Below are 13988 nucleotides of genomic sequence, written 5' to 3'. Positions count from 1 at the left end.
GCTCGCTTTCTAGTTATTGGTTAATGTTGAAGGGGAGTCAAGCCTTTGTCGGTTTGATTCTTCGGTATAATCGCGCTTTTCATCGCCTCACCTGTGAAAAGGAGTCCCCGTGAGCGCCCAGCTAGAGCCGATTCTTCAGTTTCTCCACTGCCCCACGCCAGAAGCCTGGTTACAGGCAGCAATCCAGGCACCCGACATTCTGTTGATTGACCACTGCAACTGTGAGTTGAAGGCCGCACAGGCCGCGGTTCGGCTGATGCGCCGTTATGACCGAGTGCCCGAGCAGGCGATGCGGGACTGGCTCGCCCCCTACGAAGCGGTGTCCTTTGGCCGGATGGCTCCCGAGACGCTGTTGGCCAACCGGCCGGCCGCTCCGGTGTTGGCTGATAAGTCTGAGATGGTGGAGAAGCTGTTCCTGCTGGTGCGGGAGGAACTGCATCACTTCGAGCAGGTGCTGGAGATCATGAATGCCCGAGGCATACGTTACGATGCCGTCACTGCGGCACGCTACGCCAATGGCTTGCTGGAGGTTGCGCGGCGAGAGGAGCCGGGTGCATTGGTGGACCGCCTGATCATTGGGGCCTATATCGAAGCCCGCAGTTGTGAGCGGTTTGCGGCGCTTATCCCCTACGTTGATGATGAACTGGCGAGCTTTTACCACTCGCTGCTGCGCTCAGAGGCGCGACACTATCAGGACTACCTGGCGCTGGCGCAGTGTTTCAGTGAGGAGCCGATAGTGGGAAGGGTAGAGGCTTTGGGGCAGGCGGAAGCCCGTCTGATTGAAAGCCCGGACCCGCAGCTGCGGTTTCACAGTGGGATCCCGGCCTGACTACAAGGCTCGGCTGTAGAGCATCGATTCCTCTGGCGTAACCACCAGAACGCTGTCCTGGGTGTACCAGTCACCGACAACCAGGCGTTGACGCCGTTGCGGCAGGTCATGGATGGCAGGCCGATGGGTGTGGCCGTGGATCAGTCGACGGGCGTCGTACTTCTCCATCAACGCTTCCACCGCTTTGGGGCTGACGTCCATGATCCGGGCGTCCTTCATCTGAGTCTGCATCTTGCTTCGGGCTCGGGCGCGACGCGCCAATCCCTGACGTAACGAGAGCGGCAGAGAGAGCACCAGCATACGGAACCAGGGACGGTTTCTCAGTCGTCGGAACTTCTGGTACTCGCGGTCTTCGGTACAGAGACTGTCGCCATGGAGGATCAGCGTGGTTTCGCCATAGAGCTCCAGCACCTCGGGCTCTGGCAGCAGCGCCATGCCACAGCGTTGCGCAAACCGGGGGCCGAGCAGAAAGTCCCGGTTGCCATGGCAGAAGTAGATGGGAACCCGTTCACTGGCTTGCTTGAGCTTGTCGGCAATAGCAAGGGTGAAATCGCTCAGGTCATCATCGCCAATCCAGGCTTCGAACAGGTCACCAACGATATAGAGCGCGTCTGCGCCATCGATCTCGTTATCGAGGAATCGGGCAAACGCCTGGGTGATGTCCGGGCGGTTGGGGGAGAGGTGCAGATCCCCGATGATGAGAGTGCGAGGGCCGCATTGAGCGGCCCTCTGAGTCAGCGTATCAGGCTTCAACGGTGACTTTCTCGATCACCACAGCGTCCAGAGGAACGTCCTGGTGCATGCCGTAGTTGCCGGTGGCAACGCCCTTGATGGCGTTAACCACGTCCATGCCTTCAACCACTTCACCAAATACGCAGTAGCCGAAGCCCTGCATGGACTCGTTCTTGAAGTCCAGGAAGTTGTTGTCGTTCACGTTGATGAAGAACTGGGCAGTGGCGGAGTGCGGATCCGGAGTACGGGCCATGGCGATGGTACCGGTCTTGTTGGACAGGCCGTTGCTGGCTTCGTTCTGGATGCCGCCCTTGGTGGACTTCTGCTGCATCTGAGCGTCGAAACCGCCGCCTTGGATCATGAAACCGTCGATAACACGGTGGAAGATGGTGCCGTCATAGAAGCCCTCTTTGGCGTACTCGAGGAAGTTCGCAACGGTTTGCGGGGCTTTTTCGGCGTCCAGCGCCAGCTTGATGGCGCCGAAGTTGGTATGCAGTGTGACCATGAGTCAGTTCTCTTTGTGGATATTCAACGAAATTCTATCGGATCGATGCGCCGGGAAAAAGCTCGCAGGGCGCTCTGTGTTATGTGTTAGACTGCCGTCTTTGTTTTGGCCACAAGGCATTGGCATTAACGAGTTATACGATGTTGCAGATATTCAATACCCTGACACGACAGAAAGAGGAATTTAAACCCATCGAGCCCGGCAAAGTGGGCCTGTATGTGTGTGGGGTAACCATCTACGACTACTGTCACATCGGCCATGCCCGGACCTATGTCGCTTTCGACACCATGGTGCGCTATCTGCGCAGCAAGGGCCTGGATGTGACCTACGTTCGTAACATCACCGATGTGGACGATAAGATCATCAAGCGTGCGGCTGAAAACGGTGAAAGCTGCGATGCGCTGGTGGCTCGCTTTACCCAGGCGATGTACGAGGATTTTGATGCGCTGAACCTGGTGCGCCCCGATATCGAACCGACCGTAACCGGTCATATGGGGGAGATCATCGACATCATTCAGACTCTGGTGGACAAGGGTCACGCCTACGTGACTGATGCTGGCGATGTCTGGTTCGAAGTGAAAAGCTTCGCTGACTACGGCAAGCTCTCCCGTCAGGATTTGGAGCAGCTGCAATCCGGTGCCCGGGTTGAGGTAGATGAAAGCAAACGTAACCCGATGGATTTCGCTCTGTGGAAGAGCGCCAAGCCGGGTGAACCAAGCTGGTCCTCCCCCTGGGGCGAAGGTCGTCCAGGGTGGCACATTGAGTGTTCCGCTATGAATGGCAAGCACCTGGGTAAGGTGTTTGATATCCACGGTGGTGGCTCTGACCTGATGTTCCCGCACCACGAGAACGAGGTGGCGCAGAGCTGCTGTGCGCACGACACCAACTACGTGAACTACTGGATCCACTCCGGTATGGTGCAGGTGAACAAGGAGAAGATGTCCAAGTCCCTGAACAACTTCTTCACCATCCGGGAAGTGCTTAAGGCGTACCAGGCTGAATCGGTCCGCTACTTCCTGCTGTCCAGCCACTACCGCAGCCAGTTGAACTACTCCGAGGAGAACCTCAACCAGGCCCATGCGGCGCTGGAGCGCCTGTACACCGCCCTGCGTGGTGTGACTCCGGCCACTGAGGTGAATCTGGATAACGACCACGTACGCCGCTTTAACGCTGCGATGGACGACGACTTCAACACCGCGGAAGCGCTGCCGGTGCTGTTCGATCTGGCTCGCGAGCTGAACATCACCAAAGAGGATGGCGAAGCGGAGCAAGCGGCTCACCTAGCTGGCCTGATGCGCCATCTTGGCGCCACTCTGGGTCTGCTGGAGCAGGCTCCTGAGGCCTTCCTGCAAGGTGGCGGCGATGATGATGAAGTGGCGAAGATTGAAGGGTTGATCAAGGCCCGTAACGACGCCCGTGCCAGCAAGGACTGGGCGGCGGCTGATGCCGCTCGTGACGAGCTGACTGCCATGGGCATTGTGCTGGAAGATGGTGCCGGTGGCACTTCCTGGCGCCGCAAGTAAATGACCACCAAATAAAAAAGCCCGCAGATGCGGGCTTTTTTATTATCTCCACACTCAGCTGTGGTACTGCTCACAGGCAAACAGGGTGTTCTGCAACAGACTGGCGATGGTCATGGGGCCCACACCGCCGGGAACCGGGGTAATGTGTGCGGCCCGTTCAGCGGCGGAATCGTACTCCACATCCCCAACCAGACGACCGTCCTCAAGGCGATTGATGCCTACATCGATCACGATGGCGCCGGGCTTGATCCACTCTCCCGGGATAAAGTGGGGCTTGCCTACCGCCACCACCAGCAGGTCCGCCCGCTCCACCTCGGCTTTCAGATCCTGAGTAAAGCGATGGCAGGTGGTGGTGGTGCAGCCAGCCAGCAACAGCTCCAGTGTCATGGGGCGACCGACGATATTGGACGCGCCAACCACCACCGCATGGAGTCCGTGGGTGGGCACACCGGTGGATTCGATCAGTGTCATGATCCCCATCGGCGTACAGGGACGCAGCACCGGGATGCGTTGGGCCAACCGGCCAACATTGTAGGGGTGGAAACCATCCACATCTTTTTTCGGATGAATACGCTCAATCACTTTGGCGCTGTCGATGTGGGCGGGGAGGGGAAGTTGCACCAGGATACCGTCGATGGTGGTATCACTGTTCAGGTTGTCAATCAGGCTCAGCAGTTCGGATTCAGGCGTATCGGAGGGGAGGTCGTAGCTTTTCGAGAGGAAGCCCACTTGCTCGCAGGCGCGGCGTTTGTTGCCAACGTAGACCTGGGAGGCCGGGTCCTGTCCCACCAGGATTACGGCAAGGCCCGGTGGACGATGGCCCTGATGAACCCGTTTGGCCACGGAGGTCTGAATGGTTTGGCGTAGAGAGGCGGCAATCGCTTTTCCGTCAATGATGGCTGCTGGCATGAAAAACTCTGTATAAAGTGTGATGGCGGCGGCATTTTACCAACGCTTGCCAACTCTGTCACAGCTATGGTTAAGCTGGTTGTGTAAGGTTTGCACAATCAGCGTGACAGTTGGAAAAAAGGTTTGACGCCACCCAGGGGCAGCGCTAATATGCGCCCCCGTTGAGAGGCACAGTCCTGACTCAACAATTTGATCGGTGAATAGCGCAGCCTGGTAGCGCATCTGGTTTGGGACCAGAGGGTCGGGGGTTCGAATCCCTCTTCACCGACCACTTTTAAGGTACGCAAGGTAAACCCTGTTTCTGCGCCCGTAGCTCAGCTGGATAGAGCAGCTGCCTTCTAAGCAGCTGGCCGCAGGTTCGAGTCCTGCCGGGCGTGCCATGCAACACAGTGGTGGCTGTAGCTCAGTTGGTAGAGTCCCGGATTGTGATTCCGGTTGTCGCGGGTTCAAGTCCCGTCAGCCACCCCATCATTCAGATTAAGCCCCGGTTTTTCCGGGGCTTTTTCGTATCTGCTCTCCTGTCTCACTCTGTTTGGGTTCCGGCTTGGTTCCGCTTCCTGCGCCACCAATCTGAAAGGGGCCCACGGCGAATGATGGTATCGCTGTGAAATCTTACCCTTGCTGCATTTTCCCCTGCTTATTCTCTGTCCAGCTGAATCTCGACTCTAATGGGTGCTATCGCTATAATGGCGCGTCTTGATCCCGGCGTGGACGCCGACTTTTCCTCAGTTTTGCTCCATTCAGGGCAACTGAGGCCGGATTTTTTGCCAGTGGATGAACCGCTGGTTTGCACAAGAATATCGAGTACTTGAGGTAACGAAATGCAAGTTTCCGTTGAAACCACCCAGGGCCTGGAACGCCGCATGACCATCACCATCGCGGCTGCTGATTTTGAGCCCAAGGTGCAGGAAGAGATGAAGAAAGAAGCCAAACGTGTACGTCTGGATGGCTTCCGCCCTGGCAAAGTGCCGGTTTCTGTATTCAAGAAGCGCTTCGGCGCCTCCATCCGCGCTCAGGTAATGGGCGACGTAATGCAGCAGAGCTTCTTCCAGGCCATCGTTGAGCAGAAGATCAACCCGGCTGGTATGCCGAAGTTCGAGCCTCTGAAGAACGAAGAGGGTGCTGACCTGGAATTCGCGGCCATCTTCGAGGTTTACCCGGAAGTGGAAGTGAAAGGCCTGGACGCAATCGAAGTTGAAAAGCCGACTTGCGACGTGACTGAAGCTGACGTGGACACCATGCTGGAAACTCTGCGTAAGCAACACGCTGAGTTCAAAGCAGTAGACCGCGAAGCTGGCGACAACGACAAGGCCAAGATCGACTTCACCGGTTCCATCGACGGTGAAGAGTTCGAAGGCGGCAAAGCGGAAGGCTTCGAGCTGGTTATCGGCTCCGGCCGCATGATCCCGGGCTTCGAAGAGGGCGTTAAAGGCCACAAAGCCGGCGACGAGTTCACCATCGACGTGAACTTCCCTGAGGAGTACCACGCTGAGAACCTGAAAGGCAAAGCCGCTCAGTTCGCCATCAAACTGCACAGCGTTGAAGAGCAGGTTCTGCCTGAGCTGAACGACGAGTTCGTGGTTAAGTTCGGCATCGCCGAAGGTGGCGTTGAAGCCCTGCGCGCCGAAGTTCAGAAGAACATGGAGCGTGAACTGGCTCAAGCTCTGAAGAACGCCGTTAAGCAGCAGGTTATCGACGGTCTGGTTAAGGCCAACGACATCGACATGCCGCAGGCTCTGATCGCTTCCGAAATCAATGTTCTGCGTCAGCAGGCCATGCAGCGCTTCGGTGGCATGCAGGGCAACAACATGCCGGAACTGCCGGCTGAGCTGTTCCAGGACGAAGCCAAGCGCCGCGTACAGATCGGCCTGCTGCTGGGCGAAGTGATCAAGGGTAAAGACCTGAAAGTAGAAGACGAGCGCGTTGACGCTCTGATCGCTTCCATGGCTTCTGCCTACGAAGATCCGCAGGAAGTTGTGGACTACTACAAAGGCAACCAGGAAATGATGCAGAACATGCGCAATGTTGCCCTGGAAGAACAAGCAGTTGAAGCTATCCTTGCTGAAGCGAAAGTTACTGAGAAAGCCGTGAACTTTGATGAGTTCATGAATCAACAGCGCTAAGCGAAGTTGATTTGACTTGGCCGCCTCGGCCAATCTTATAATGGCTCGTATGAGGCTTCGCTCATGCGGGCCATTTTGTTAGGAAGACGGAAAACTTATGCAGCATCTGCTTGATTCTCCCCTGAATGCGCTTATCCCCATGGTGGTGGAACAGACCGCCAAGGGCGAACGCTCCTACGACATCTACTCCCGCCTGCTCAAAGAGCGGATTATCTTCCTTACCGGCCCGGTGGAAGACCATATGGCCAACTTGGTCGTGGCGCAGTTGCTGTTTCTCGAGTCGGAGAACCCGGACAAGGACATCTACCTGTACATCAACTCCCCGGGTGGCTCCGTGACTGCCGGTATGTCGATCTACGACACCATGCAGTTCATCAAGCCGGACGTGAGCACGGTGTGTATGGGGCAGGCTGCCAGCATGGGCGCCTTCCTGTTGGCCGGTGGTGCCAAGGGCAAGCGTCACTGTCTGCCCAACAGCCGGGTGATGATCCATCAGCCTCTGGGCGGCTTCCAGGGCCAGGCTTCTGACATCGCCATTCACGCTCAGGAGATTCTGGGCATCAAACATAAGCTCAACGTGTTGCTGGCAGAGCACACCGGTCAGCCGCTGGAAGTGATTGAGCGTGACACTGACCGTGACAACTTTATGAGCGCCGCGGATTCCGTGGAGTATGGTCTGGTCGATTCTGTAATGAACCGCCGTGCTGCTGAATAAGCAAAGCGATTAAGCCTGTCTTAGACTCTATATACCGTAACGCACCAGCACTACGAGGTCGTTGATGAGTGATATCAAGAAGGGAGATGGCGATAACAGCAAGCTGCTGTACTGCTCTTTCTGTGGAAAGAGTCAGCACGAAGTACGCAAGCTGATCGCGGGTCCCTCTGTTTACATTTGTGATGAGTGCGTTGACCTGTGCAACGACATCATCCGCGAGGAGGTAAAGGAGCTGGCGCCTAAACGCGCCTCCGACCGTTTGCCGACCCCGCATGAGATCCGGGCGCACCTGGACGAGTACGTGATTGGCCAGGAACAGGCCAAGAAGGTACTGGCCGTGGCCGTCTACAACCACTACAAGCGCCTGCGCCACGGTGGTGATGAGGCGGAAGTGGAACTGGGCAAGAGTAACATCCTGCTGATCGGTCCCACCGGTTCTGGTAAAACCCTGCTGGCCGAAACGCTGGCCCGCTTGCTGGATGTGCCCTTCACCATGGCAGACGCCACCACCCTGACCGAAGCCGGTTACGTGGGTGAGGATGTGGAGAACATCATCCAGAAACTGCTGCAGAAGTGCGATTACGATGTGGAGAAGGCCCAGCGCGGCATCGTCTACATCGATGAGATCGACAAGATCTCCCGCAAGTCTGATAACCCCTCCATCACCCGTGACGTGTCCGGGGAAGGGGTACAGCAGGCGCTGCTGAAGCTGATTGAAGGCACAGTGGCCGCAGTACCGCCTCAGGGTGGACGTAAGCACCCGCAACAGGAGTTTCTGCAGGTCGATACCTCCAAGATCCTGTTTATCTGTGGCGGCGCGTTTGCCGGTCTGGATAAGGTGATTGAGCAGCGTGCCTTTACCGGCACCGGCATCGGTTTCGGCGCCGAGGTTCGCAGTAAGGATGACGGTAAGTCCCTGACTGAAACCTTTGCCCGGGTTGAGCCGGAAGATCTGGTGAAGTACGGCCTGATTCCCGAGTTCATCGGTCGTCTGCCTGTGGTTGCCACTCTGGGCGAACTGGATGAAGACGCCTTGATCCAGATCCTTCAGGAACCGAAGAACGCGCTGACTAAGCAGTACGGTGCGCTGTTCGATCTGGAAGGTGTTGAGCTGGAGTTCCGTGAAGACGCGCTGCGTGCCATTGCCCGCAAAGCGATGGAACGGAAAACCGGTGCTCGTGGTCTGCGCTCCATCGTTGAAGGCGTGCTGCTGGATACCATGTACGACCTGCCATCCGTTCAGGATGTGGCGAAAGTGGTTGTGGACGAGTCTGTTATCAAGGGCGAAACCGCTCCGCTGATGATCTACAACGGTGATGCCCAGGCGGCTTCCGCTGAGTAAGCCAAATGATTGATGAAAAAGGGACCATTAGGGTCCCTTTTTTTGTGCCCCTGTCATTGAATCCTGTCGATCCAGCCCCATATACTGGATATCTCCCTTATTTATCCTGCAGCAAAACGGAATCGAGCGATGACCCTAGAGCGTTCTGACCACGTTGTCATTCCTGTGCTCCCACTCAGGGACGTGGTGGTCTACCCCCACATGGTGATCCCTCTCTTTGTGGGTCGAGAAAAGTCAATCCATTGCCTGGAAGCGGCAATGGAACAGGAGAAGCAGGTATTACTGGTGGCCCAGCGTGAGGCCGACCAGGACGACCCGACCGAAGATGAGATCTATCAGGTCGGTACCGTCGCTTCCATCCTTCAATTACTCAAGCTGCCCGATGGCACCGTTAAGGTGCTGGTTGAGGGTGGCCAGCGGGCCCGCATCCAGCAGATGACCGAAGTGGACCCCTTCTTCGTTGCCGAGGCGCAGTTCCTGACCTCCAAGCCGATGCCTGAGCGGGAAGAGGAGGTGCTGGTACGCACCGCCATCAGCCAGTTTGAAGGCTACATCAAGCTCAACAAGAAGATTCCGCCGGAAGTCCTGACCTCGCTGAACGGCATCGACGAAGCCGCGCGTCTGGCTGACACCATGGCTGCCCATATGCCACTGAAGCTTTCCGATAAGCAGGCGGTGGTAGAGATGGTGGATGTGGGTGAGCGCCTCGAATATCTGATGGCCACCATGGAGTCTGAGATCGACATCCTGCAGGTGGAGAAGAAGATCCGTACCCGGGTCAAAAAGCAGATGGAGAAGAGTCAGCGCGAGTACTACCTCAACGAGCAGATGAAGGCGATCCAGAAAGAGCTGGGTGAGCTGGATGATGCGCCGGATGAGTTTGAAGCGCTGTCCAAGAAGATCGACGAAGCGCGCATGCCTGCGGAAGCCAAGGATAAGACCGTCGCTGAGCTGAATAAGCTCAAGATGATGTCTCCCATGTCCGCGGAAGCCACAGTGGTTCGTAGCTACATCGACTGGATGGTGGGCGTGCCCTGGGCCAAGCGCTCCAAGGTGAAGAAAGACCTTGCTGTTGCCAGCGAAGTGCTGGATGCCGACCACTTTGGTTTGGACAAAGTAAAAGAGCGCATCCTGGAATACCTCGCGGTACAAGCCCGGGTGAAGCAGCTCAAAGGCCCAATCCTGTGTCTGGTGGGACCGCCGGGGGTGGGTAAAACCTCTCTGGGCCAATCCATTGCCAAGGCAACCGGTCGTAAATACGTTCGCATGGCGTTGGGCGGCGTACGGGATGAAGCGGAGATCCGCGGTCACCGTCGCACCTACATCGGCTCCATGCCGGGCAAGCTGATCCAGAAGATGTCCAAAGTGGGTGTGAAGAACCCGCTGTTCCTGCTGGACGAGATCGACAAGATGAGCTCCGACATGCGGGGCGACCCGGCGTCCGCACTGCTGGAAGTGCTGGATCCGGAGCAGAACAACGCCTTTAACGATCACTACCTCGAGGTGGATTACGACCTCTCCGATGTGATGTTCGTTGCCACCTCCAACTCCATGAATATTCCCGGTCCTTTGCTGGATCGTATGGAAGTGATTCGTCTGTCCGGTTACACCGAAGACGAAAAGCTGAATATTGCTCTGCAGCACCTGCTGCCGAAGCAGTTGAAGCGCAATGGCGTAAAGGCGGACGAACTGAAGGTTGAGGACAGCGCCATTATCGGCATCATCCGCTATTACACCCGTGAAGCGGGCGTGCGTAGTCTGGAGCGAGAGATCTCTAAAATCTGCCGCAAGGCGGTTAAGCAGATCCTGCTTGGCAAGCAGAGTAAGCCGGTAGTGGTGAACATCGACAACCTCAAAGAGTTCCTTGGGGTACAGCGTTTCGACTACGGCAAAGCGGAAGAGAGCAACCAGGTTGGTCAGGTGACCGGTTTGGCCTGGACCGAAGTGGGCGGTGATCTGCTGACCATCGAAACCACTGCGGTGCCCGGCAAAGGTAAGCTGACTTTCACCGGTTCACTCGGCGATGTTATGCAGGAGTCCATCCAGGCGGCAGTGACTGTCGTCCGGGCCCGTGCCGAGAAACTTCGTGTGGCGCCTGACTTCTATGAGAAGCGCGATATTCACGTGCACGTACCGGAAGGGGCGACACCGAAAGATGGTCCGTCAGCGGGCATCGCGATGTGCACGGCGTTGGTTTCCAGCCTGACCGGAAACCCGGTAAGAGCCGATGTGGCCATGACCGGTGAAATTACGCTGAGGGGCGAAGTACTGCCTATTGGTGGCCTGAAAGAGAAGTTGCTCGCGGCGCATCGCGGTGGCATTAAACGTGTACTTATCCCGAAAGAAAACGAACGTGACTTGGAAGAGATTCCGGATAACGTAAAAGCGGATCTGGATATTCGCGCCGTTCGTTGGATTGATGAAGTCTTGAGCTTGGCTTTGGAGAATCCACCGGAAGGATTTGAAGTGCTCAAAGCCACAAAATAAGCATTCAATATCTCAATGCGCCCAAATGGGCGCATTTTTTGTCCCAAGATGCTTAAAAAGGGCTTTTCAACGAAAAAATACGTGGTAGTGTAGGGAACTGACGCAACCCAGACCTTGCTGCAAACCGCTACAGGACTGGGTTTGAGCCGTATCCAATTAATGGATTTTGCTGTCTGTATAGCGCTTGAACTTCTATTTCAAGCTTGCTATAAAACTTCCGCAGACCGCGCTTTAATGGACAGGCGACGGCGCGAATAATTGCATTCAAGGGGATGATATGAACAAGTCTCAACTGATCGATCAAATTGCTTCTGGCGCGGACATTTCTAAAGCGGCTGCTGGCCGTGCGCTGGACTCTTTTATCGATGCGATCACCACTTCTCTGAAAGACGGTGAGAAAATCTCTCTGGTAGGTTTCGGTACTTTCGAAGTGCGTGAGCGTGCTGAGCGCACTGGCCGCAACCCGCAGACTGGCAAGGAAATCAAGATCGCTGCTGCGAAGATTCCTGCCTTTAAAGCCGGTAAGGCGCTGAAAGACGCTGTAAACTAAGAACTGGTTTACGCACTAACGCTCAAGCCCCTGCTTGAGCGTTATTGTTTGATGCGGTAGACGCAGCCTGTTTTTGCAGGTAACCGACCTAAATGGTCAAAAATTGACGACTACGGTGTCACGCAATAAGAAGCGCATCTTGCATAGATGCGCTTTTTTTATGACACTGCGAACCATTCCGAAAACCGATTCGAATTAAGAGAAGGTCGATGTTAGAAAAGATCCGCGAAGGTTCACAGGGAGTGGCCGCCAAGATCATTCTTGGGGCAGTGATCCTGTCATTCGCCTTGACCGGCGTATACAGCTACCTGGGCGGCAACAGCGAGATGCTGGCGGCCGAGGTCAATGGTGAAGAGATCACCCGCTACGACCTGGACCAGGCGTTCCAGAACGAGCAGGCTCGAATGCGCGCTCAGTTGGGCGAAATGTTTGATAGCCTCGCCGCTGATCCCACCTACATGGCTGGTCTGCGCCAAAGCGTGCTGGATCGCCTGATTGCCGAACGCTTGATCGATCAGAAAGTGCTGGCGATGGGTCTGCGGGTTTCCGACGCTCAGATCCAGCAGGCCATTGTGGCCATGCCGGAGTTTCAGGTGGATGGCAAGTTCGACAATGAGCGCTATCAGGCGGTACTGCGTCAGAACAACCTGAGTGGTGTTCAATTGCGTGACATGCTGCGTCGTGACATGAGCCGTCAGCAACTGATGGTGGGTCTGCTGGGCAGTGAGTTTGTCACCGACGCTGAAGCACAGGCATTGACTGCGCTGCAGCAGCAGACTCGTGACCTGCGTTACCTGCTGGTGTCTCAGGAGGACTTCAGCAACGGCATCGAGGTGAGCGAGCAGGAGATCAGCGATTTCTACGAGGCTAACAAAGCCCGTTTCGCGACTCCGGAAGAGGTGGCGGTTGAATACGTTGAGCTGGCGGTTTCCGACCTGGCGAAAGACGTTGTGGTTACCGACGAAGAAGCCAAAGCCTTCTATGACGCTCAGGCCATGGCCTATCGTCAGCCTGAGCGCCGTCTGGCGGCTCACATGCTGTTTGAAGGCGACGATGCTAAGGCTCGCGCGGAAGCAGCTCTGGCACGGATCCGTGCCGGTGAAGCCTTTGCCGATGTGGCCGCTGACGCCTCCGACGATACCTTTACTGCCGAAAACGGTGGTGAACTGGATTGGATGACCCCCGGTCAGATGGATCCGGCGTTTGATCAAGCACTGTTTGCACTGGAGCAGGGCGGTACCTCTGATGTGATTGAAACCGAGTACGGTTTCCAGATCGTCAATGCCAAGCAGATTGAAGCGGCCACTCAGCGTCCGTTTGAAGAGGTGAAGAGCAGCATCATCGACACCCTCAAGGCTGACAAGGCTCAGACTGAGTTTTATGGTCTGCAGCAGCAACTGGCTGACGTGAGCTTCCAGGTGCCCGATAGCCTGACCGAAACCGCCGAAGCGGTGGGTGGTGAGGTGAAGCGCACTGAACAGTTCTCCCGCAGCAATGCGCCGGCTCCGCTGGATAACCCGCGTGCCCTGGCTGCAGCGTTCTCCGATTCTGTGCTGCTGGATGGTATGAACTCCGAAGTGGTGCAGATCGACAACGGCCACATCCTGGTACTGCGCGTGAGCGAGCATCAGGCCGCTGGCACAGAGTCTCTGGACGAAGTGAAAGACCGCATCCGCGAGAAGCTGGCCACCGATAAGGCCAGTGAGAAGGCGATGGCAGACGCTGCCGCCATCGAAGCGGAGTGGAAAGCGGGCAACGAGCCGGAAGGCGTGATTGCTGTGAATGGTGTTGGCCGTTTCGGTCAGGCGGACCTGGATCCCACTCTGGTACAGTCCGTGTTTACCATGAGCAAGCCGGCGAACGGTTCCGAGTTTAACCACTTCCGTCTGCCCAGCGGTGACATTGCCATCGTGGCTCTGGATAAGGTGAGCGATGGGGAAGCTCAGGCAGAACTGGTTGGTGCGCTGAAAGGTCGACTGGCTCAGCAGATGAGCGAAGCAGACTACCGTTCACTGATTGACAGCCTGCGTGCAGAAGCGGAAATCCGCTACCTGGACCGCGCAGAGGCTCAAGAGATCCAGTAAGGACTCTAGAATGAAACGGCGGCCCTGGGCCGCCGTTTTTTATGGGCGCAACTCCGGTAGTCGGGCAGGTCGGATCACCTTGCTTTGGCTTCAAGAGGCCCCGGTTCTGGGTTAACCTTGCGCACAAGCTTTATCTTGCCGGCCCGTAGTTTGCCGGCCACAGACTCAGGTCCCACTTCCCCGGGGCTG

At 56.5% G+C, this 13988-nt stretch carries 11 protein-coding genes and 3 tRNA genes; 11 read left to right on the top strand and 3 right to left on the bottom strand.

Going from position 1 to position 13988, the window contains the following annotated elements; genetic code table 11:
• The first annotated feature begins 109 nt into the window (after positions 1-109).
• Complete coding sequence (locus tag KUV52_RS01145; protein WP_222524103.1) at positions 110-829, top strand: tRNA-(ms[2]io[6]A)-hydroxylase; 720 nt, start codon at positions 110-112, stop codon at positions 827-829.
• On the opposite strand, the gene KUV52_RS01140 is transcribed toward KUV52_RS01145, so the two are convergent.
• The gene (locus KUV52_RS01140) at positions 830-1582 is read right to left on the bottom strand and encodes a UDP-2,3-diacylglucosamine diphosphatase (RefSeq protein WP_261389820.1); all 753 of its coding nucleotides are present in this window, start codon (positions 1580-1582) and stop codon (positions 830-832) included. It lies immediately after the preceding gene.
• Positions 1572-2066, bottom strand: coding sequence for a peptidylprolyl isomerase (locus KUV52_RS01135; RefSeq protein ID WP_222524102.1), 495 nt, complete (start codon positions 2064-2066; stop codon positions 1572-1574). Before KUV52_RS01135 ends, KUV52_RS01140 begins: the two co-directional genes overlap by 11 nt.
• Before the next feature lie 140 nt (positions 2067-2206).
• On the opposite strand from KUV52_RS01135, the gene cysS reads away from it, so the two are divergent.
• Positions 2207-3589 (top strand): cysteine--tRNA ligase, encoded by a 1383-nt coding sequence (cysS, locus tag KUV52_RS01130; RefSeq protein ID WP_222524101.1) that lies wholly within the window; start codon positions 2207-2209, stop codon positions 3587-3589.
• Between the two features lie 54 nt (positions 3590-3643).
• Here the strand turns inward: cysS and folD are convergent, their stop codons facing one another.
• Entirely contained in the window at positions 3644-4498 is an 855-nt protein-coding gene (folD, locus tag KUV52_RS01125; protein ID WP_222524100.1) for a bifunctional methylenetetrahydrofolate dehydrogenase/methenyltetrahydrofolate cyclohydrolase FolD, read from the bottom strand.
• Between the two features lie 194 nt (positions 4499-4692).
• Between folD and KUV52_RS01120 the strand changes: the two genes are divergently transcribed.
• The 9 genes from KUV52_RS01120 to KUV52_RS01080 all read left to right on the top strand — a co-directional run bounded on the left by KUV52_RS01120 (position 4693) and on the right by KUV52_RS01080 (position 13799).
• A tRNA-Pro gene (locus KUV52_RS01120) sits at positions 4693-4769 on the top strand.
• 32 nt (positions 4770-4801) lie between these two features.
• Positions 4802-4878, top strand: a tRNA-Arg gene (locus KUV52_RS01115).
• Positions 4879-4890: 12 nt separating this feature from the next.
• Positions 4891-4966, top strand: a tRNA-His gene (locus tag KUV52_RS01110).
• 353 nt (positions 4967-5319) lie between these two features.
• Positions 5320-6621, top strand: a complete 1302-nt coding sequence (tig, locus tag KUV52_RS01105) for a trigger factor (protein ID WP_222524099.1) — start codon at positions 5320-5322, stop codon at positions 6619-6621.
• Positions 6622-6718: 97 nt separating this feature from the next.
• Positions 6719-7336, top strand: coding sequence for an ATP-dependent Clp endopeptidase proteolytic subunit ClpP (gene clpP / locus KUV52_RS01100; RefSeq protein ID WP_222524098.1), 618 nt, complete (start codon positions 6719-6721; stop codon positions 7334-7336).
• A 64-nt stretch (positions 7337-7400) separates the two neighbouring features.
• The gene (gene clpX / locus KUV52_RS01095) at positions 7401-8678 is read left to right on the top strand and encodes an ATP-dependent protease ATP-binding subunit ClpX (RefSeq protein WP_222524097.1); all 1278 of its coding nucleotides are present in this window, start codon (positions 7401-7403) and stop codon (positions 8676-8678) included.
• A 129-nt stretch (positions 8679-8807) separates the two neighbouring features.
• On the top strand, positions 8808-11165 hold the full coding sequence (gene lon / locus KUV52_RS01090; protein ID WP_222524096.1) for an endopeptidase La: 2358 nt from the start codon (positions 8808-8810) through the stop codon (positions 11163-11165).
• 277 nt (positions 11166-11442) lie between these two features.
• Positions 11443-11715: a nucleoid-associated protein HU-beta gene (gene hupB, locus KUV52_RS01085; protein WP_222524095.1), complete on the top strand. Its 273-nt coding sequence runs from the start codon at positions 11443-11445 to the stop codon at positions 11713-11715.
• A 209-nt stretch (positions 11716-11924) separates the two neighbouring features.
• Positions 11925-13799: a SurA N-terminal domain-containing protein gene (locus tag KUV52_RS01080; RefSeq protein WP_222524094.1), complete on the top strand. Its 1875-nt coding sequence runs from the start codon at positions 11925-11927 to the stop codon at positions 13797-13799.
• The last annotated feature ends 189 nt before the right edge of the window (positions 13800-13988 follow it).

Origin of the sequence: Ferrimonas balearica (genome assembly GCF_019802055.1) — a bacterium.
In the GTDB taxonomy this organism is placed as follows: Bacteria; Pseudomonadota; Gammaproteobacteria; order Enterobacterales; family Shewanellaceae; genus Ferrimonas; species Ferrimonas balearica_A.
This window is presented reverse-complemented; position numbering and strand designations above follow the sequence as displayed.

What these genes read in the sequence shown, in the direction of transcription:
- KUV52_RS01135 (WP_222524102.1), bottom strand. Translation starts at nt 2,066, where the DNA reads ATGGTCACACTGCATACCAACTTCGGCGCCATCAAGCTGGCGCTGGAC.
- cysS (WP_222524101.1), top strand. Translation starts at nt 2,207, where the DNA reads ATGTTGCAGATATTCAATACCCTGACACGACAGAAAGAGGAATTTAAA.
- folD (WP_222524100.1), bottom strand. Translation starts at nt 4,498, where the DNA reads ATGCCAGCAGCCATCATTGACGGAAAAGCGATTGCCGCCTCTCTACGC.
- tig (WP_222524099.1), top strand. Translation starts at nt 5,320, where the DNA reads ATGCAAGTTTCCGTTGAAACCACCCAGGGCCTGGAACGCCGCATGACC.
- clpP (WP_222524098.1), top strand. Translation starts at nt 6,719, where the DNA reads ATGCAGCATCTGCTTGATTCTCCCCTGAATGCGCTTATCCCCATGGTG.
- clpX (WP_222524097.1), top strand. Translation starts at nt 7,401, where the DNA reads ATGAGTGATATCAAGAAGGGAGATGGCGATAACAGCAAGCTGCTGTAC.
- lon (WP_222524096.1), top strand. Translation starts at nt 8,808, where the DNA reads ATGACCCTAGAGCGTTCTGACCACGTTGTCATTCCTGTGCTCCCACTC.
- hupB (WP_222524095.1), top strand. Translation starts at nt 11,443, where the DNA reads ATGAACAAGTCTCAACTGATCGATCAAATTGCTTCTGGCGCGGACATT.
- KUV52_RS01080 (WP_222524094.1), top strand. Translation starts at nt 11,925, where the DNA reads ATGTTAGAAAAGATCCGCGAAGGTTCACAGGGAGTGGCCGCCAAGATC.